This is a genomic window from Burkholderia sp. AU18528 (genome assembly GCF_002223215.2).
Lineage (GTDB): Bacteria > Pseudomonadota > Gammaproteobacteria > Burkholderiales > Burkholderiaceae > Burkholderia > Burkholderia semiarida.
The window spans coordinates 1,578,669-1,596,788 of record NZ_NKFC02000006.1 but is presented as its reverse complement, the minus strand read 5'-3'; the positions used below and the strand labels follow the sequence as shown (position 1 = coordinate 1,596,788).

The window sequence follows — 18,120 nt, the reverse complement described above, 5'->3', positions numbered from 1 at the left end:
CAACCGATCCGAAAGTGGAGACTGCAATGAGCTACAACGAAGCGAAGTTCTGGCACCCGATGCTGCACCCGAACGAAATGAAACAGCGCAAGCCGATCCGCATCGTGCGCGGCGACGGCTGTTACGTGTTCGACGAACAGGGGCGCAAGCTCGTCGACGGCGTCGCGGGTCTGTGGAACGTGAACGTCGGCCACAACCGCCAGGAAGTGAAGGACGCGATCGTGCGCCAGCTCGACGAGCTCGAATACTTCCAGCTGTTCGACGGCATCTCGCATCCGCGCGCCGAGGAGCTGTCGAAGAAGGTGATCGACATGCTCGAACCGGAAGGGATGCGCCGCGTGCTGTACAGCTCGGGCGGCTCCGATTCGATCGAGACCGCGCTGAAGATCGCGCGCCAGTACTGGAAGGTGCGCGGCCAGGCCGATCGCACGAAGTTCATCTCGCTGAAGCAGGGTTATCACGGCACGCATTTCGGTGGCGCGTCGGTGAACGGCAACACGGTGTTCCGCCGCAACTACGAGCCGAATTTGCCCGGCTGCTTCCACGTCGAGACGCCGTGGCTGTACCGCAATCCGTTTACGCAGGACCCGGAGGAACTCGGCAGGATCTGCGCGGAAATGCTGGCGCGCGAGATCGAGTTCCAGAGCCCGGACACCATCGCCGCGTTCATCGCGGAGCCGATCCAGGGCGCGGGCGGCGTGATCGTGCCGCCGGCCAACTACTGGCCGCTCGTGCGCGAGGTGTGCGACCGCTACGGCGTGCTGCTGATCGCCGACGAAGTCGTGACGGGCTTCGGCCGCAGCGGCAGTATGTTCGGCAGCCGCGGGTGGGGCGTGCGCCCGGACATCATGTGTCTCGCGAAGGGGATTTCGTCGGGCTACGTGCCGCTCGGCGCGACGGTCGTGAACGCGCGGATCGAGGACGCGTTCGCCGCGAACGCCGATTTCGGCGGCGCGATCATGCACGGCTACACGTACGCCGGCCACCCGGTCGCGTGCGCGGCCGCGATCGCGAGCCTCGACATCGTCGTGAAGGAGGATCTGCCGGCGAATGCGGCGAAGCAGGGCGCGTATCTGCTCGAGGCGCTGCGGCCGTTCGCGGAACGCTTCGCGGCGGTCGGCGAGGTGCGCGGCAAGGGGCTGATGCTCGCGCTCGACCTCGTCGCGAACAAAGACACGCGCGAGCCGATCGATCCGCTGTCCGGCTACGCGAACGCGGTCGCGGAAGTCGCGCGCGAGAACGGCGTGCTGGTGCGTCCGGTCGGCACGAAGATCATCCTGTCGCCGCCGCTCGTGATCCAGCGCGAACAGCTCGACCGGATCGTCGACGCGCTCGCGGCCGGCTTCGAGGCCGTGCCGTTCGCATGACGGCGTGACCGGCAAACCCGCGGCGGAGGGTAAACGCCATCGCGGGTTTGCCGATTTGCGCTATGACCGGATTATTTTGCCTGCGTATTTTTTCGACATCGGATCACGCCGTGATCGACAGGGGCCCGGGGCATCGACGCGCTGACGCACCGCCCGGGGCCGACCGCAAAGCATCTGGCCCCGGCCGCTGACGAAGCGCCGGTTCGGGCCAACCCACGAAGGAGACAACGATGTCGGGATGGTCGGGAATGACCGGCGCCGCGGGCGATACGTCCGCCGGCTCGCCGGCTGAAGCAGGCGGCGGCGCCGCATTGAAGGCCGGCGCGGTCGGTTTCCCGACCGCGCTGGCGAGCGCGGTCGGCCTCATCATGGCGAGCCCGGTGATCCTCACCGCGACGTCGGGCTTCGGGATGGGCGGCTGGGCGTTCGCGGTCGCGATGATCGTCGCGTTCGTGATGATGCAGGCGCAGGCGACGACCTTCTCCGAAGCCGCCGCGATGCTGCCGACGGCCGGCTCGGTTTACGATTACCTGTCGTGCGGGCTCGGCCGCTTCTGGGCGATCACCGGCACGATTTCCGCGTATTTCCTCGTGCACGTGTTCGCCGGCACCGCGGAGACGATCCTGAGCGGCATCATGGCGCTCGTGAACTTCGAATCGCTGAACGCCGCGTTCGAGAAGCACAATAGTTCGTGGCTCGTCGGCGTCGGCCTCGTGGTCACGTTCGCGATCACCAACATCATCGGCATCAAGGTGTTCAGCAAGCTCGAGATCGTGCTGACGGCCGGCATGTGGCTGTCGCTGATGATCTTCGGGATTCTCGGGCTCGCGGCCGCGCCGGCCGTGCATCTGGACGGCTGGTTCGGCGGCTCGGAAGTCGGTACGTCGATCTCGTCCGTGCTGTCGCTCGTCGGGATGGCGATGTTCATGTTCGTCGGCTGCGAGTTCGTCACGCCGCTCGCGCCGGAAATGAAGGCGCCGGGGCGCACGATTCCGCGCGCGATGGCGCTCGGCCTCGTCGGCGTCGCGATCTGCATGTTCCTGTACGGCGCGGCGATCCGCCGCCAGGTCGCGAACGTGCCGGTGAGCCCCGACGGCCTCACGCATCTGCTCGACACGCCGGGCGCGATCCCCGCGTTCGCGCTGCAGGTGCTCGGGCCGTTCGGGCGGATCTGGTTCGGCATCGCGTTCCTGTGCGCGGGCGCCGCGACGATCAACACGCTGATGGCCGGGCTGCCGCGCATCCTGTACGGGATGGCGATCGACGGCGCGCTGCCGCGCTGCTTCGCGTACCTGCATCCGCGCTTCAAGACGCCGGTGGTCGGCATCGTCGCGTCGGCGATCGTGCCGATCGTTCATGCGTGGCTGATCAACGGCAACCTCGACAGCATCCTCCACCTCGTGCTCGCCGCCACCTGCGCGTGGGGCACCGCGTACCTGCTCGTCACCGCGTCGGTCGTGATGCTGCGCATCCGCCGGCCTGACTTGCCGCGCCCGTACCGCTCGCCGCTGTTCCCGCTGCCGCAGATCGTGTCGAGCGTCGGCATCGTGCTCGCGATCTGGTACATCACGCCGCCCGGCATGAACCCGCGCGACATCTACGTGCCGTTCGGCGCGATGCTCGGGCTCACCGCGCTGTATGCGCTGTTCTGGACGCTCGTCGTGCAGCGCCGGCATCCGTTCAGGCCGGTGCCGGTCGAGGACGTGCTGCGCAACGAGCACGTCGCGTCGTGAAGGCCGCGCTTGGCTCGCGGCGTGCGGCGCTCGATGCGCCGCCGCCCGGCCATCGGCCCGGCGCGATCGCCGCGCGCGTGCTCGCCGACCTGCGGGCCGTGCGCGACGCCGACGCGGTCGGTGGCGTCGGCGGCGTCTCGGCACGGCTGCCGAACGGCGTGCGCGTGGGCATCGACGAGCGCGTCGAGCGCCAGTTCCTGATGCATACGGTCAGCGTGACGGTGACGGCCGCCGCCGACGGCCCGGCCGCGCAGGGCAGCGCATGCGTGCGGCAGACCGGCTGGCTGCGCCGTACGGGTATCGAAGCCGTGCCCGCGCCCGGATGCGACCCCGTCTTCATCGACACGCTGGCCGCGCTGCTTGCCGGGCCGTCGCTGGCCGACGCGCTGCGCGGGCTGCACCTGACCGACTGCGCGATCGCCGCGCGCGATGGCCGCTGGACGCTCGCGATCGTGCCGTTCGGCGGTAGCGAGGTCGTGAACCGGATGCCGTCGTTTCGCCGCTATGTCAGGCTGATCGACGAGCAGGCCGCCGCGCTGTCGGCGGCCTGTCTTGCGTTCGAAGCCGCACTGCGCGGGATTTTGCGAGGGTAAGCTGTGGCGATGCGTGCCGCGTGAACCCGGCGGTCGCATCGAGAAATCAGGGTTTTACCGGAGGTGCCGATGCTGTTCCAGTCACGCTCACACGAAGACGTGCACGATCACGGGCTCGCGATCGCGGGCTGGCATCAGGTGTACCGTCAGATGACGCCGGGCCGTTTCAAGGGCACCGTCACGCAGGTGCTGTACGACGATTTCCACTTCTTCCGGGAAACGACCAACCGGCGCGTCGCGCAAACCGGGCTCGCGCCGGCCGGGCGCACGTCGCTCGCGGTGCCGTTGTCCGTGCCGCTCGCGGGCACGTTCCAGGGCCAGCCGGTCGACGGCTATGCGCTGCTCGCGCTGCGCGCCGGCGAGGATTTCGAATTCCACACGCCGGAAGGGATGGGGCTCGTCGGGATCAGCGCGGCGTCCGACATGGTCGACGAGCTGTGCGAGGCCGAATTCGGCGCGGCCGGCGCGCGCCGGCTGCGGCACGTGACGCGGCTGTCCGACGCGCAGGGCGTCGCGCTCGGCGTGCGGCTGTCGTCGCTGATCGACGACGCGCAGCGCAATCCGGGCTGCCTCGAATACGCGGCCACCCGCAAGATGTTTCGCGACGCGATGCTCGGCATGTTCCTCGACGCGCTCGAACAGGGGATCGGCGTCGAGCGCCGCGACATCACGCACGCCACCTACAGCGACATCGTGAGCCGCTGCGAGAAGCATCTGCGCGACCGGCCCGAGGAACCCGTCACCGTGCTCGAACTCTGCCGCGCGCTGCGTTGCAGCCGTCGTACGCTGCAAACGAGCTTCCAGCGCGTGGCCGACGTCACGCCGGTCGGCTACCTGCGCACGATCCGGCTGAATGCGGTGCGTCGCCTGCTGCGCACGACGTCGGTGCGGCAACTCGGCGTCGGCGAAGCCGCCGCGAGCTGGGGCTTCACGCATCTCGGCTATTTCGCGCGCGAGTATCGCGACCTGTTCGGCGAGCTGCCGTCGCAAACCTTGCGCCCCGAATGATCTGCCCGCGCCGCGACGGTGCCGCCGTGTATCGCTCGTCCCCATCACCATTTGCTGATTTGGGATAGAGGTCCGGAATTTTCGCTGGATAAAGTCCTGCCACACATATCGACAACACCATCGATTCGCACTGCGTATCGATGATCACGGAGGGGCGGGACATGAAGAACGGACGACGACTGGCCGCAGCCGCGGCCATGCTGGGTTGCGCGCATGCGGCGCACGCGCAGACTTCGGGGAGCGTGACGCTGTACGGCACCGTGGACACCGGCATCATCTATTCGACGAACCAGCAGTTCACGCGCGCCGACGGCAGCACGGGCGGCGGCCATGCATGGCAGATGGGCGGCGGCAACCTCGTGCCGTCCCGCTTCGGCTTCCAGGGCGCCGAGCCGCTCGGCGGCGGCCTGAATGCGGTGTTCACGCTCGAGCAGCAGTTCCTGTCGGCGAGCGGGCAGGCGCTGCAGGGCGGCACCGCGTTCAGCCGGCAGGCGTGGGTCGGGCTGCGCCACGATTCGATCGGCACGCTCGGCCTCGGCCGCCAATACGATTCGTACACGGACATGCTCGGCGCGTACGTGTCGAGCAACAACTGGGCGACGCCGTATGGCTCGCACCTCGGCGACGTCGACAACCTGAATGCCGCGTTCAACTTCAACAACGCGGTGAAGTTCACCAGCGCCGATTTCAACGGCCTCACGTTCGGCGGCACGTTCAGCTTCGGCGGCCAGGCCGGCGATTTTTCCGCGAAGCGTGGCTATGCGGTGGCCGCGACGTACACGCGCTCGCCGGTGGCCTTCTCGGTCGGCTACCTCGACCTGCACCAGCCGCTCGACGCGGCGCTCGGCGGCGCGAGCGGCTATATCGGCGATTTCGCGTGCGGCAACCCGGGCGCGATGTATTGCCTGCTGCAGGATGCGGGCTCGATGCGCGCGTTCGGCGCGGGCGGGTCGGTCACGCTCGGCGCGGCGACGCTCGCGCTGACCTATACGCATACGCGGCTCGGCGAGAGCCGCTATTTCTCGACCGCCGCGCAGCCGCGCACGCAGGCGTTCACGTTCGACATCGGCGAGCTGAACGTCACGTACATGTTCACGCCGGCGCTGCAAGGCGGCGTTGCGTACATTTTCAATGCCGCGCATACGGACGGGCGCGGCACGACGCGATTCCACCAGGTGAACGTCGGCACGAACTACAGCCTGTCGAAGCGCACCGCGCTGTATGCGGTCGCGATCGGCCAGATCGTGAGCGGCACGGGGCTCGGCACCGATGCGGATGGCAACGCGGCGAACTATGCGCAGATTCCGGTGCTCGCGAACAGCAATTCGAGCCGGCAACTGGCGGTGATGGCCGGGATTCGTGTGAACTTTTGACGCTGAATGCGGCTGGCGGCGGCACGTCGGTCGCATGCCGCCGTGCTGCCTCCACGCGTATGGTCCTGCGCCGGTCGAGTGATGGAAAGCGATGCTTGAAAAAAGCCGTCCGTATGCTTAACTGAACGGGCCCGGCTGGACGGAATGCGGGCGTCAGGTTGCCCGGCTTTGCGGATTGCCACAATACCTTCACGGTCTGCGTGAACAATGGCGACGCTTCATGCGACCCGACGTGTCGCCGGCGTTGCACACGTGTGCAACGCATGACCGTTCCGCTCCATACGCCGATCGAGAGAGACCTCATGACCTTGCTGAGCCGCCTGCGCGCGCTGTCCGCCGCCCTTGCGCTGTCCTTCGCCGCCACGCACGCCGTGGCCGCCGATCTCGTCATCGCAGGCCGCGACGACATCTACGGCAAGGGGCTGGCCGATGCCGTCGCCGGCTTCACCAAGCTGCATCCGGGCACCGACGTCGAGCTGCTCAAGCTACCGAACGCGAACCTGTACCAGAAGCTCAAGCTGTCGATGCGCGAAGGCACCGGCGCGTACGACCTCGTGATGATGGACGACACGTGGGCGCCCGAATTCATCGGCAACGGCTGGCTGAAGCCGCTGCCCGCGTCGCTCGCGGACGCCGATCTCGTGCCGTCCGCCGTCGCGCTCGGCCGCAACGCGGCGGGCGCGCTGTACGCGCTGCCGATCGTCGGCAACGTCGAGATGTTCGCGTACCGCAAGGATCTGCTCGCGAAGTACAAGCTGCAACCGCCGCGCAACTGGGACGACGTGCTGAAGATCGCACAGACCGTCGGCGGCGCGGACAAGAGCGTGTCGGGCGTCGTGTTCCGCGGCACGAAGGGCAACCCGGTCGTCACGGGCTTTCTGCCGATCCTGTGGGCGTACGGCGGCGACGTGTTCGACCGGGCCGGCAACGTGACGATCGATTCCCGCGAAGCGCAGGCCGCGCTGAAGACTTTCCTCGCGCTGAAGGCATTCGCGCCGAAGGACGTCGACGTGTACGGCGCGGCCGAAGTGCGCGACGCATTGCAGCGCGGCACGGCCGCGCAGTCGATCGAGGTATGGCCGGCATGGGTGCCGGCCCTCGACGATCCGAAGCAGTCGCGCGTGGTCGGGCAGATCGCGCTGCAGCCGCCGCCGGGGCAGACCGCGGGCCCGGCGCCGATGCTCGGCATCTGGCAGATGGGCATTCCGAAGGACGCGCCGCACGTGAAGCTCGCGCAGGACTTCCTCGCCTACCTGAGCGCGCGCGATACGCAGACGCGCCTCGCCGGCATCGGCATTCCGCCGACCCGCCGCAGCGTGTTCAACGATCCGGCGCTGGTGCGCCAGTACCGCTGGTATCCCGATCAACTGAAGGCGCTCGAGGCCGGCCGTGCGCGGCCGCGCGTGACGGACTGGCAGCAGGTGGAGAGCATTCTCGGCGACCAGTTGCAGCTCGCGCTGACGGGGCAGGCCGCGCCCGACGCCGCGCTGCGCCAGGCGCAGCAGAAGATCGCGCAGGCGACGGCTGCGGCCGCGGCTGGCAAGTGACCGCGCGCGTCAACGTCAATCCGTCGGCCGGAGGTCGCGCATGAAAGCGTCCGGCCGCGGCCTGCCGTTCGTCGCGCTGCTCGGGCCCGCGCTGCTGGTGCTCGCCGCGCTCGCGCTGTATCCGGTCGCGCAGGTGCTGATCGACTCGTTCTGCCGGGTCGATTACTCGGCCGGCCGCCGCGCGTTCGTGGGGCTCGCGAACTATCGCGCGGTGCTCGGCGACGACGCATTTACGGCCGGCTTCGGCAACACGCTGCGCTTCACGATCGTCGCGTCGCTGGCCGAAGTGGCGCTCGGCTTCGGCCTCGCGCTGCTGTTCGTGCGCGCGTTCCCTGGCCGGCGCATCGCGCTGCCGCTCGCGATCCTGCCGATGATGCTGTCCACGCTCGTGTGCTCGGCGATCTGGCGCAACTGGCTGAACTTCGACGGCTTCCTGAACGCGCTGCTCGCCGTGTTCGGCGTCGAAGGCGTGCGCTGGCTGTCCGACCCGCATCTCGCGCTGTGGTCGCTCGCGCTCGTCGACGTGTGGCAGTGGACGCCGATGGCGTTCCTGATCGTGCTGGCCGGGCTGCAGTCGATCCCGCAGGAGCTGTACGAAGCCGCGCGCACCGACGGCGCGAGCGAATGGCAGTGCCTGCGCGACATCACGCTGCCGCTCGCGGCGCCGCAGATCGGCCTCGCGTTGCTGCTGCGCTCGATCGACACGTTCAAGCTGTTCGACAAGGTCTATGCGCTGACGGGCGGCGGCCCCGGCAACGCGACGCAGACGCTGTCGACCTACATCTACGACACGGGCTTCCGCTTCTTTAACGTCGGGCCGGCGAGCGCCGCGTCGGTGCTGATGCTTGCGGCGTCCGCGCTGCTGGTCTCGGGGTACGTATGGCAGACGGTTCGCAAGCGGCGCGCATGACGACGCGATCGGCGGGTATCCCGCGCGCACGAGCGAGCGCTGCATTCGGTCACGCGATGCCGTGGGCGCTGCGCGTCGTCGCGCTCGCGCTGTTGCTGCTGCCGTGCCTGTGGATGGCCGGCGCGGCCTTCATGCCGACGCTCGAACGCCTCGATCATCCGTTGCGGATCTGGCCGGCCGCGCCGACCGTCGCGCATTTTGCGTCGGTGTGGGCGAACGGCATCGGCGCGCCGCTGTTCAATTCGCTGCTGGTCGGCTTCGGCACGACGCTACTCGCGCTGGCGCTCGCGTTTCCGGCTGCATACGCGCTCGTGCGGCTGCGGTTTCCGGCGCGGCTCGACCTGCTGTTCCTGGTGCTCGTGCTGGCGTTGAAGCTGATGCCGCCGATCACGATCGCGGTGCCGCTGTTCGCGCTCGCGAAGCGGCTGCACCTGCTCGATTCGACGCTCGGCCTGATGCTCGCGTACCAGATCTACGCGTTGCCGATGGCAATCTGGATGCTGCTCGCGTTCGTGCGCGACGTCCCGATCGAATACGAGGAAGCGGCGTGCATCGATGGCGCGGGGCTCGCGCGGCGGCTCGTGCAGATCGTGCTGCCGCTGTGCGCACCGGGGCTGATCGCGACCGCGATCTTCGTGTTCATCGCGGCGTGGAACGAATTCCTGATCGCGCTGCTGTTCGTGTCGACGCCAAGCCGCTTCACGCTGCCGCTCGCAATTGCCGGCTATGTGACGGAGAACGGCATCGACTGGGGCGACCTGATGAGCGCGGGATTGATGGCGTCGCTGCCGACGCTGGCCGTGGCCGGCTACGTGCAGCGCTACCTGTTGCGCGGGTTCGCGGGTGGGCTGAAGTGACGCGCGGCGTGGCCGCGCCCGGTCTCACGTCGTCATGCGCAGCTATCGCGCACCACCGGCGTGACCGGCACGACCCGCGTGCGCGACGGGCCGTCGAACGCCTGCATCCGGTCGGCGAGCAGGTCGATCGCCGCATGCGCGAGGCCGCGCGTGTCCTGCCGCAGCGTTGTCAGCCGATACGCATCGTATTCGGCGGCGGGGATATCGTCGAAGCCGATCACGCGCAGGTCGTCCGGCACGCGCAAGCCGAATTCGCGGCGCGCGGCGTCGATCACACCGAGCGCGAGCAGGTCGGACGAGCAGAACACGCCGTCGGGCCGCTCGGCGGTCGCGAACAGGTGCCGCGCGGCGTCGATCCCGCTGGCATGGGTGTCGGACGGCGTGTCGAGCACGCGTACGAGCGTCGCGTCGAACGCGCCGAACGCGTTGCGTGGCCCGAGCGCCTGCTCGAACGCCGCGGCGCGCGAGCGCGCGCTGTAGCTCGTGCCGCGCGGCCCGACGAACGCGAGCCGGCGCGCGCCGGCCCGCACGAGCCGCTGCGCGGCGTGGGCGGCGCCCGCCGCGTTGTCGCTGACGACCACATCCGCGCCCGGCAGGTTCGCTTCGCGGTTGATCATCACGACCGGAATCCGGTGTTCGAGATATTGCCGCGCGACCGACAGCGGCGGCGACGCGGACGTCATCACGAGGCCCGCGATGCGGTAGCTGAGCAGTTGTTCGAGCGATTGCCGGATCTGGCGCGGATCTTCCGCATTGGTCACGAGCGGCGTGAGCGCGCGCTGCCCGAGCGCGGCCATCAGGTCCGACAGCAGCCGCGCGCGGAACGGGTTCTCGAACCCGGCCGTCACGACGCCGATCATGCTGCTGCGCTGCGTGATCATGTCGCGCGCGATCAGGTTGACCTGGTAGCCCAGCGCGCGCGCGGCGACCATCACGCGCTCGCGCGTTTGCGGCGCAATGCTTGCCGTCGGCGAGAACGCGCGCGACACTGCCGAGCGCGAGACGCCGGCCCGCGCCGCGACATCCGACGCCGTGACCCACGGTTTTCTTTCCTTGTCATTCATCGATTCATGATTCCTTCGCGCCACGATACGGGCATGCCGCCTGCCGACTGGATGTCCGCGCTCGACGACGCGCGGCCGCTGCATACGCTGACCCTACCGGGCAGCCATGACACCTGTGCGTATACGGTCGACGATTCGCTGGTGCGCACGCAGCGGGCGCCGCTCGATGCGCAGCTCGCGCATGGCGTGCGGCTGCTCGACATTCGCTGCCGGCATGTGCGCGATGCGTTCGACATCCATCACGGCGGCATCGCGCTCGGCATGACGTTCGACGACGTGCTGGCCACCTGTACGCGCTTTCTCGATGCGCATCCGCGCGAATGCATCGTGATGTCGGTGAAGGACGAGTGGCCGGCGCAGGCGTGCACGCGCGGTTTCGATGCGACGTTCGACGCGCATCGCGCGCGGCATCCGCGATTGCGCTGGCATGCCGGCGGCACGCTGCCTGCGCTCGGCGACGTGCGCGGCGCGGTCGTGCTGTTGCGGCGCTTTCGCAGCGGCCGGCCGCTCGGCATCGACCTGACCGCGTGGCCTGACAACGCGACGTTTACGATCGATCATCCGGACGGCGCGTTCGTGATCCAGGACGAATATCGCGTGCCGGTGGCAGCATCGATCGCGTGGAAGTGGCGTGCGATCGACGCGCTGCTGACGCATCTGCCGCTGCCGGACAGCGGCCGCTGGGCGATCAGTTTCTGCAGCGGTACGGGGATGGGCGCGAATCCGTCGGTGGTCGCACACGGCGATGGCCGCGTGCAGGGCATTCATGCGCGACTGGCCGAGCGCTTGCGCGAGCAGCCCGGCCCGTACGGCGCGATGCTGCTCGATTTCTGCGATGACGACGACTGGGCGCTCGTGCGTGCGCTGATCGAATGCAATGACTACATGCCGGAACGGGGCGCCTGGCGCAAGGCGTTTCGCTGTTAGTGGGTGGAGCGCCGCCGCGGACTACCGCGTCGCGATCGCCACCGCCGCACCGGCCATTGCGGTTGCGCTCGTGCGGTTCGCGATCCGCTTCGCGCGCGCCGACGTCAGGAAGGCGCGTGCACGCGATGCGAGCAGCGACCAGAAGCAGTCGGCGAGAATCAGGACCGCGAGCATCGTGCCGACCAGCTCGGCCCACGCGGCGACGCCGACGTGAGTGAGGTCGACGATGGTCGGCAGCAGTGCGAGATAGAACAACATGATTTTCGGGTTGCCGAGCGTGACCAGCATGCCCGCGACGAACATGCGCCAAGGCGACTGGCCGCGCGGCAGGTCGTCGGCATCCGTGCCTGTCGGCGCGGTCCACATCTTCCATGCGAGGAACAGCAGGTACGCGACGCCGAGCAGCTTCAGCACGATCAGGCCCGTCGCGAACGTGTGCGCGAACGCCGACAGCCCCGCGACCGCGAGCGTGAGCCACAGCGCTTCGCCGAGCCACATGGCCGCGAGGAACGGCAGCACGTCGCGCACGCCGTTGGTCAGCACGCGCGCGACGAGCGCGGCGACGCTCGGGCCGGGTGTGCCGGCGGTGACGAGCAGGGCAAAGGCGAAGACGGCGAGTGCGGACAACGTCATGACGGGCCTCGTGGATCGGGCATTCGAAACGATACGTATGAAGTTTCGATTATAGTGACGGCCGTTCCAGACTGCCTGCCTGAATCGCCGTGATGCCTGCATCGATCCTGATTCGTCCCGCCACGCGGGAAGACGCGGCCGCGATGGCCGCCGTGGAAGTCGCCGCCGCGCAGCGGTTTCGCGCGATCGGCATGGCTGACATCGCCGACGGCGAGCCGACCGATGCGGCCGCCGTGCTCGTGCGGATCGACGACGGCCGTGCGTATGTCGCGGTCGATTCGCAACGCACGTGCGTGGGGTTCGCGTTCTACCGGCTGCTCGATGCGCAGCGGTTGTATCTGGAGGAACTGGACGTCGCGCCGTCGCATGCGGGGCAGCGTATCGGCGCGCGCCTGATCGAACAGGTGACGGCGCGCGCGGCGCGGGAAGGGATCACGGAGATCGTGCTGTCGACGTTCCGCGACGCGCCGTGGAATGCGCCGTACTACGCGCGCCTCGGTTTCCGGATCATCGACGATGCAGCACTCGACGACGCGCTGCGCGCGATCCGTGCGCACCACGTCGCGCTCGGTCTCGACGAAACACGGCGCGTGTTCATGCGCGCGGACGTGCGCATCTGAACCCGCGCCGTTGTGCCGTCAGGCCGCGTCGCTCAGCGCCGGGTAGTCGGTGTAGCCCGTTTCGCCTTCCGCGTAGAACGTCTCCGGCACCGGCTTGTTGAGCGGCGCGCCGATTTCGAGGCGGCGCGGCAGGTCCGGGTTCGCGATGAACAGCTTGCCCCAGGCGATCGCGTCGGCGCTGCCGCTCGCGAGCGCGGCCTGCGCGGTGTCGAGCGTGAACTGCTCGTTCGCGATCAGCGGGCCGCCGAACGCTTCCTTCAGGCGCGGGCTCAACTGGTCGCCCGAATACGATTCGCGCGTGAAGATGAACGCGATCTTGCGGCGGCCGAGTTCGCGCGCGACATAACCGAAGGTTGCCGCCGGATCGGAATCGCCCATCGTATGCGCGTCGCCGCGCGGTGCCAGATGCACGCCGACCCGGCCGGCGCCCCACACGTCGATCGCCGCGTCGACCACTTCGAGCAGCAGGCGCGCGCGATTCTCGATCGGGCCGCCGTACGCATCGGTGCGGCGATTGGTGCTGTCCTGCAGGAACTGGTCGAGCAGGTAGCCGTTCGCGCCGTGAATCTCCACGCCGTCGAAGCCCGACGCCTTCGCGTTCTCGGCGCCCTTACGATACGCGGCGACGATGCCCGGAATCTCGTCGAGTTCGAGTGCGCGCGGCGTCACGAACGGACGTGGCGGACGCACCAGGCTCACGTTGCCGCCCGCGGCGATCGCGCTTGGCGCGACCGGCAGGTCGCCGTTCAGGAACATCGGATCGGAGATCCGGCCGACGTGCCAGAGTTGCAGCACGATGCGCCCGCCGGCCGCGTGCACGGCCTGCGTGATCTGCTTCCAGCCTTCGACCTGCTCGTCGGACCAGATGCCGGGCGTGTCGGCATAGCCGACGCCCTGCGGCGTGACCGACGTCGCTTCGGTGATGATCAGGCCGGCCGATGCGCGCTCGGCGTAGTAGCGCGCCATCAGCGCGTTCGGCACGCGCGCCGTGCCCGCACGGGCGCGGGTGAGCGGCGCCATCACGATGCGGTTCGGCAGGGTCAGGTCACCGAGGGTAACGGGATCGAACAGCGTGGGCATGGCAATTAACCTCTTACGAAAGGCGGAGAAGCCGTCGCGTCGGATACGACGGCGCTCCGCATGGCCGGTTCGGCCGTTGGCTAGAGTTCGCGACGCAGCGCGTCGTGAAATGCGTCGATGACGGCCTCGTTGCGCTGGAAGAACGCCCACTGGCCGATCCGCGTCGACGTCACGAGCCCCGCGCGCTGCAGCGTCGCGAGGTGCGCGGAGACGGTCGACTGCGACAACCCGCAGCGCGCGTCGATCTGGCCCGCGCAGACGCCGTGTTCGTACGGCAGCGTCTGCTGCGGAAAATGCTCGTCGGGCGTTTTCAGCCAGACGAGGATTTCCCGGCGCACGGGGTTCGAGAGCGCTTTCAGGATCGCGTCGATGTCGAGTTCGGTCGGCATGGAAAGGCTGGGTGTTTCGGTCGGGCAAACGGGTATCGTCGATGGGCGAATCATATATCGTCTTTTTGCGATATGTTTGAAGGCACTGCCGGCAATGGGGTTGATAGGGCGTTGTAATCTCGGGGTCGGATAGAGCGCGATGTGAACCGCCGTCGATGAGGGCCGCCGGCTTCAGGTCGCCTTGCCTGCAATCCGCTATCGCCGTACGAGATCGGGCGAAGCGTGCGTCGGCGCGGAGCGCGGTACGCAACCGGCGGGCTGATTCGTTTTCCGCAACGGACCGGCGGCGCGCGACGGTTTCTGCGACCATCGCCGTTCAAGTCATATCCGCCACCCGAGCCGCCGCCATGTCCGTCACTTCCGCTGCCTTTTCCCGCATCCGACTCTCGCGCATGCTGCCGGCCGCTCGAGCCCTGTCCTATGCCGTTCCGCTCGCGCTGTCCTGTGCCGCCGTCGGCATGCTGGTCGGCGCGCGGCCGGCCGAAGCCATTACGCCCACACAGCGCGAACGTCTCGAAGCGCCGGTCAAGGCCGTCGCCGACCAGCGCATAACCGTCGACACGCCGCAAGGCCGTGCGGTGTTGCCCGTCTACGCCGATCATCCGCTCGATCAGGCCGCATCCGACGTCACGCGCGTGTTCATCGTGATTCACGGCACGCTGCGTAATGCCGACGCGTACTACGCATCGGGGCGCGAGGTCGTCGAGAAGGCCGGTGCGTCCGGCACGGGCACGATGGTCGTCGCGCCGCAGTTCCTGACACGCGCCGACGTGCGCGCGTTTTCGTTGCCCGCGCCGACGCTCGCATGGACGCAGGAAGGATGGAAGGGCGGTGAACCGGCCCGCCAGCCGGGCCCGATCAGCTCGTTCGCGGCGCTCGACGCGCTGCTCGCGCATTTCGCCGACCGCAGCCGGTACCCGTCGTTGTCGACGGTCGTCGTGATCGGCCACTCGGCCGGTGCACAGTTGCTGCAGCGTTATGCGGTGGCCGGGCGCGAAGGCGACGCGCTCGCGCGTACCGGCATTGCCGTGCGCTACGTGGTTGCGAACCCGTCGAGCTACCTGTATTTCGACGACGAACGGCCGAATGCCGAGGCCATGGCAGGCGGCGCCTGCCCGCGCGCAACCGAATGGAAGTACGGGTTGAAGTCGGCGCCGCCTTACGTTGCAGCGCAGGACGTGCGCGATCTCGAAACGCGCTACGTCGCGCGCCATGTCGTGTACCTGCTTGGGCAGGCCGACACGAATCCCACCACGCATTTCATCGACCGTTCGTGCGCGGCGATGGCGCAGGGGCCGTACCGGCTCGCGCGCGGGCTCGCGTATTTCGATTACCTGAAGAAGCGGCATCCGGACGATCTCGCGCAGCAGGTCGTCGAAGTGCCGGGTGTCGGGCATGACGGCCTCGGCATGTTCACGTCCGCTTGCGGGCTGGCCGTGCTGTTCGGGCAGGCGCTGCCGCAGTCGTGCCCGGTCGTCGCCGGTACCGCGCCGGGCATGCGCTCGGCGGGGCGGTGAGCATACGCCGATGACGCCCGGCCGGCATCGTCATTCGACGGTGATCGTCTCCTTCATGTACGGATGAATGCCGCAGAACACCTTGTAGACGCCCGGTTTGTCAAAGCGGAACGCGTACGTTTCGTCCTGGTCGAGCGCCTTCGAATGAAAGATGCCGGCGTCGTTGACGACGGTGTGCGGCTCCGCGTCGAGGTTCTTCCACGTGATCGTCGTGCCGGCCTTGATTGTGGTCGACATCGGCGAGAACATGAAATTGCGGATCGTCACGAGCGGGCCGGTCGGGCCCTGCGCGAACGCGGCGAGCGGCGTGCCCGCGGCCGCGCCGCACAGGAACAGCACCGCGACGATTCGAGATGGCTTGAAGCGGATCATGTCGGTCTCCTTATTTTTTTCACGCAAGCGTCGTGTCATGCAGCGACGACGCGACCGGATGGCCGGCGAATTCGACGGTCGTCACGCCGAGCATCGAAGGCAGCCGGTCGTGCGGCACCGTGAGCGGCACCGGTCCCGGGCCGTTGCCGGCCGTCGGCTGCGGGAACGCGGTCGAGCGGGCGGTATGGAACGTCACGTTGCCCTCGACCTTCGACACGATCTGGTGGATGTGCCCGTTCAGCACGGTGACCGAGCCGAAGCGGCGCAGCAGCGCCATCGTCTGCGGCGCATCGCCGGTGCCCCAGCCCCACGGTTCGTAGATGGTCCACATCGGCATGTGCGAGAACACGACGATCGGCGTGCTCGACGAGCGGCCTTTCAGGTCCTGCGCGAGCCACGCGAGCTGCTCGTCGCCGAAGCTGCCGAGCCCGTTCGGCTTGAAGTGCATCACGTTGACGAGGCCGATGAAGTGCACGCCCGCGTGGTCGAAGCTGTAATAGCCGCGGTTGTCCGACGCGTTGCCGAACCGGCCGAAATATTCGGCGCCGGAACCGTCGGTGACGTCGTGCTCGCCGGGCACCGTGTGCAGTTCCGGCACGCGCAGCGCGGACAGCAACTGCGACGCGTGGTCGAATTCCTCGGGCTTCGACAGATGCGTGATGTCGCCGGTATGGATCGCCAGCGCGGGCAAGGCGGGCATCCCGTTGACGAGGTCGATCGTCTGCTTCAGCGTGGCCGACACGTCGGGATTCGCGTCCTTGTTGAAGCCGATGTGCGTATCGCTGATCTGCACGAACAGCGGCCGGCCTGCATCGGCCGGGCGCGCGTCGCCGGTCTGCGCGAGCGCGAGGTCGAACGGCGTGAGGATGCCGCCCGACAGCGTAAACAGCGTGCCGAGCCCGCCGAAGGCCATGCATTGCAGGGCCTTGCGACGCGACGGGCGGGTGGGGGTCGATGAAGACATGTAAGCCTCGCATTCGCGTGACGAAACCGGACGGCCGGATCGTCCTGGAATAAGCCGGCGCCTTCGCATGCGATACCGGCGAAGCGGCGGATTTATTCCCGGCCGTTGCGAGGTCGAAAGCCGGCGCCCGCGCCCGCCACGCGAACGATCGTCATTCGGGCAGGTCGCGCTGGTTGGTATCCCACTCGATCCCGCCGGCATTGAGCCGCTCGATCTTTTCCATCCGCTGCCGCGCGAGTTCCGGCAGCCGGTTCGTCACGGCGATCACGAGCGCCTCGGTGAGCGCCAGCGCCGGCACGTTGGTCTGCAGCATCGCGAACGGGCGCCCCTGGATCCGCAGCACGATTTCCGCGAACGCGGCGATCGGCGAGCGCCATTCGTCGGTGATCAGCAGGATCCGCGCGCCGAGCCGGTGCGCGGCCTGCGCGAAGCGGATGCTGTCCTTCTGGTAACGGCGAAAGTCGAAGATCACGAGCACGTCGTTGCGCCCCATGTCGACCAGCGCGACGGACGCGAGATTCACGTTCGGCTCGACGTACTGCACACGCGGCCGCGCATAGGCGAGCGTGAACGAGAACAGCGACGCGAGCGGCGCCGTATACCGCCCGCCGCCGCAGAAAATGCGTACGTCCGGATCGGCCAGCACCGCCACCGCTGCGTCGAACGCGGCCGCGTCGAGCCCTTCGATCGTCGCCGCGAGCGATTCGGACAGCCGCTGGAAAATCGCCGCATGGCTGTCGCGCATGCCCGTTTCCGAGTGGAACGCATCCATCCGCGCGAGCGGCGAATTCATCGCGGTGTCGATCTCGTCGTGCAGCGCCTGCTGGAACGACGAGTAATTCGGAAAGCCGATCCGGACGACGAAGCGGAACACGGTCGGGTCGCTGACTTCCGCCTGCTTCGCAAACTGCGCGATCGGGCCCAGTCCGAGACTGGGATAGCGATCCAGCAACGCCTGCGCGACCTTCTGTTCCGACGGCGTGAAGCTATCCATCTGGGATAACAACAACGCCCTGATGCTCGTCCCCATCGGTACTCCGGCTTTCTATCTGAATTGAACTGAACGACCAAACGGCAGACGGGCGTCTGCCGCCAACTGCACGCATGTTAGCCGATCGACGTGCCGCAGGCCGCGTACGCGCTGAAATTAGAGGGACGCATCACCC

At 68.2% G+C, this 18,120-nt stretch carries 18 protein-coding genes; 11 read left to right on the top strand and 7 right to left on the bottom strand.

All coding sequences use genetic code 11. From position 1 onward, the window contains the following. The first annotated feature begins 26 nt into the window (after positions 1-26). From CFB52_RS24145 to CFB52_RS24110, 8 genes are all read left to right on the top strand, one after another. Positions 27-1,367 carry an aspartate aminotransferase family protein gene (locus tag CFB52_RS24145; protein WP_059584811.1) on the top strand — a complete coding sequence of 447 codons (1,341 nt, stop codon included), beginning with the start codon at positions 27-29 and terminating at the stop codon, positions 1,365-1,367. Positions 1,368-1,597: 230 nt separating this feature from the next. Beyond that, positions 1,598-3,100, top strand: coding sequence for an APC family permease (locus tag CFB52_RS24140; RefSeq protein WP_059584813.1), 1,503 nt, complete (start codon positions 1,598-1,600; stop codon positions 3,098-3,100). Beyond that, positions 3,097-3,693, top strand: a complete 597-nt coding sequence (locus tag CFB52_RS24135) for a DUF3156 family protein (RefSeq protein WP_059584815.1) — start codon at positions 3,097-3,099, stop codon at positions 3,691-3,693. The genes CFB52_RS24140 and CFB52_RS24135 overlap by 4 nt, the downstream gene beginning before the upstream one ends. A 69-nt stretch (positions 3,694-3,762) precedes the next feature. Then, complete coding sequence (locus CFB52_RS24130; RefSeq protein WP_059584816.1) at positions 3,763-4,701, top strand: helix-turn-helix domain-containing protein; 939 nt, start codon at positions 3,763-3,765, stop codon at positions 4,699-4,701. Between the two features lie 161 nt (positions 4,702-4,862). After that, positions 4,863-6,074, top strand: a complete 1,212-nt coding sequence (locus CFB52_RS24125; protein WP_099317924.1) for a porin — start codon at positions 4,863-4,865, stop codon at positions 6,072-6,074. Between the two features lie 302 nt (positions 6,075-6,376). Beyond that, positions 6,377-7,621, top strand: a complete 1,245-nt coding sequence (locus CFB52_RS24120) for an ABC transporter substrate-binding protein (protein ID WP_099317640.1) — start codon at positions 6,377-6,379, stop codon at positions 7,619-7,621. Between the two features lie 40 nt (positions 7,622-7,661). Then, positions 7,662-8,531: a carbohydrate ABC transporter permease gene (locus tag CFB52_RS24115; protein WP_099317639.1), complete on the top strand. Its 870-nt coding sequence runs from the start codon at positions 7,662-7,664 to the stop codon at positions 8,529-8,531. Further along, positions 8,528-9,388, top strand: coding sequence for a carbohydrate ABC transporter permease (locus tag CFB52_RS24110; RefSeq protein ID WP_099317638.1), 861 nt, complete (start codon positions 8,528-8,530; stop codon positions 9,386-9,388). The genes CFB52_RS24115 and CFB52_RS24110 overlap by 4 nt, the downstream gene beginning before the upstream one ends. A gap of 32 nt (positions 9,389-9,420) precedes the next feature. Here the strand turns inward: CFB52_RS24110 and CFB52_RS24105 are convergent, their stop codons facing one another. Further along, a complete protein-coding gene (locus CFB52_RS24105) occupies positions 9,421-10,452 on the bottom strand; it encodes a LacI family DNA-binding transcriptional regulator (protein WP_099317637.1) in 1,032 nt (343 codons plus the stop codon). A 6-nt stretch (positions 10,453-10,458) separates the two neighbouring features. On the opposite strand from CFB52_RS24105, the gene CFB52_RS24100 reads away from it, so the two are divergent. Beyond that, positions 10,459-11,379, top strand: coding sequence for a phosphatidylinositol-specific phospholipase C (locus CFB52_RS24100; protein WP_155634560.1), 921 nt, complete (start codon positions 10,459-10,461; stop codon positions 11,377-11,379). Positions 11,380-11,400: 21 nt separating this feature from the next. On the opposite strand, the gene CFB52_RS24095 is transcribed toward CFB52_RS24100, so the two are convergent. Then, positions 11,401-12,012: a LysE family translocator gene (locus tag CFB52_RS24095; RefSeq protein ID WP_059584828.1), complete on the bottom strand. Its 612-nt coding sequence runs from the start codon at positions 12,010-12,012 to the stop codon at positions 11,401-11,403. 92 nt (positions 12,013-12,104) lie between these two features. Between CFB52_RS24095 and CFB52_RS24090 the strand changes: the two genes are divergently transcribed. After that, positions 12,105-12,632: a GNAT family N-acetyltransferase gene (locus CFB52_RS24090; protein WP_059584830.1), complete on the top strand. Its 528-nt coding sequence runs from the start codon at positions 12,105-12,107 to the stop codon at positions 12,630-12,632. Positions 12,633-12,650: 18 nt separating this feature from the next. On the opposite strand, the gene CFB52_RS24085 is transcribed toward CFB52_RS24090, so the two are convergent. Next, positions 12,651-13,712, bottom strand: coding sequence for an alkene reductase (locus tag CFB52_RS24085; RefSeq protein WP_099317636.1), 1,062 nt, complete (start codon positions 13,710-13,712; stop codon positions 12,651-12,653). 80 nt (positions 13,713-13,792) lie between these two features. Next, on the bottom strand, positions 13,793-14,101 hold the full coding sequence (locus CFB52_RS24080; RefSeq protein WP_099317635.1) for a helix-turn-helix transcriptional regulator: 309 nt from the start codon (positions 14,099-14,101) through the stop codon (positions 13,793-13,795). Positions 14,102-14,448: 347 nt separating this feature from the next. Here CFB52_RS24080 and CFB52_RS24075 point away from each other — a divergent pair, with 347 nt between their 5' ends. Further along, the gene (locus CFB52_RS24075) at positions 14,449-15,618 is read left to right on the top strand and encodes an alpha/beta fold hydrolase (RefSeq protein ID WP_099317634.1); all 1,170 of its coding nucleotides are present in this window, start codon (positions 14,449-14,451) and stop codon (positions 15,616-15,618) included. A gap of 30 nt (positions 15,619-15,648) precedes the next feature. On the opposite strand, the gene CFB52_RS24070 is transcribed toward CFB52_RS24075, so the two are convergent. From CFB52_RS24070 to CFB52_RS24060, 3 genes are all read right to left on the bottom strand, one after another. Continuing rightward, positions 15,649-15,990, bottom strand: coding sequence for a cupredoxin family copper-binding protein (locus tag CFB52_RS24070; RefSeq protein WP_059639711.1), 342 nt, complete (start codon positions 15,988-15,990; stop codon positions 15,649-15,651). Between the two features lie 19 nt (positions 15,991-16,009). Beyond that, positions 16,010-16,954: a metallophosphoesterase gene (locus CFB52_RS24065; protein ID WP_099317633.1), complete on the bottom strand. Its 945-nt coding sequence runs from the start codon at positions 16,952-16,954 to the stop codon at positions 16,010-16,012. A 151-nt stretch (positions 16,955-17,105) separates the two neighbouring features. Beyond that, positions 17,106-17,984: a MurR/RpiR family transcriptional regulator gene (locus CFB52_RS24060; RefSeq protein ID WP_060310706.1), complete on the bottom strand. Its 879-nt coding sequence runs from the start codon at positions 17,982-17,984 to the stop codon at positions 17,106-17,108. Positions 17,985-18,120 lie beyond the last annotated feature (136 nt).

Excerpts from the sequence above, each read along its gene's own strand:
- CFB52_RS24120 (WP_099317640.1), top strand. The coding sequence starts at position 6,377 with ATGACCTTGCTGAGCCGCCTGCGCGCGCTGTCCGCCGCCCTTGCGCTG.
- CFB52_RS24115 (WP_099317639.1), top strand. The coding sequence starts at position 7,662 with ATGAAAGCGTCCGGCCGCGGCCTGCCGTTCGTCGCGCTGCTCGGGCCC.
- CFB52_RS24145 (WP_059584811.1), top strand. The coding sequence starts at position 27 with ATGAGCTACAACGAAGCGAAGTTCTGGCACCCGATGCTGCACCCGAAC.
- CFB52_RS24085 (WP_099317636.1), bottom strand. The coding sequence starts at position 13,712 with ATGCCCACGCTGTTCGATCCCGTTACCCTCGGTGACCTGACCCTGCCG.
- CFB52_RS24095 (WP_059584828.1), bottom strand. The coding sequence starts at position 12,012 with ATGACGTTGTCCGCACTCGCCGTCTTCGCCTTTGCCCTGCTCGTCACC.
- CFB52_RS24110 (WP_099317638.1), top strand. The coding sequence starts at position 8,528 with ATGACGACGCGATCGGCGGGTATCCCGCGCGCACGAGCGAGCGCTGCA.
- CFB52_RS24100 (WP_155634560.1), top strand. The coding sequence starts at position 10,459 with ATGATTCCTTCGCGCCACGATACGGGCATGCCGCCTGCCGACTGGATG.
- CFB52_RS24125 (WP_099317924.1), top strand. The coding sequence starts at position 4,863 with ATGAAGAACGGACGACGACTGGCCGCAGCCGCGGCCATGCTGGGTTGC.
- CFB52_RS24130 (WP_059584816.1), top strand. The coding sequence starts at position 3,763 with ATGCTGTTCCAGTCACGCTCACACGAAGACGTGCACGATCACGGGCTC.
- CFB52_RS24060 (WP_060310706.1), bottom strand. The coding sequence starts at position 17,984 with ATGGGGACGAGCATCAGGGCGTTGTTGTTATCCCAGATGGATAGCTTC.
- CFB52_RS24090 (WP_059584830.1), top strand. The coding sequence starts at position 12,105 with ATGCCTGCATCGATCCTGATTCGTCCCGCCACGCGGGAAGACGCGGCC.
- CFB52_RS24065 (WP_099317633.1), bottom strand. The coding sequence starts at position 16,954 with ATGTCTTCATCGACCCCCACCCGCCCGTCGCGTCGCAAGGCCCTGCAA.
- CFB52_RS24075 (WP_099317634.1), top strand. The coding sequence starts at position 14,449 with ATGTCCGTCACTTCCGCTGCCTTTTCCCGCATCCGACTCTCGCGCATG.
- CFB52_RS24140 (WP_059584813.1), top strand. The coding sequence starts at position 1,598 with ATGTCGGGATGGTCGGGAATGACCGGCGCCGCGGGCGATACGTCCGCC.
- CFB52_RS24105 (WP_099317637.1), bottom strand. The coding sequence starts at position 10,452 with ATGAATGACAAGGAAAGAAAACCGTGGGTCACGGCGTCGGATGTCGCG.
- CFB52_RS24080 (WP_099317635.1), bottom strand. The coding sequence starts at position 14,101 with ATGCCGACCGAACTCGACATCGACGCGATCCTGAAAGCGCTCTCGAAC.
- CFB52_RS24070 (WP_059639711.1), bottom strand. The coding sequence starts at position 15,990 with ATGATCCGCTTCAAGCCATCTCGAATCGTCGCGGTGCTGTTCCTGTGC.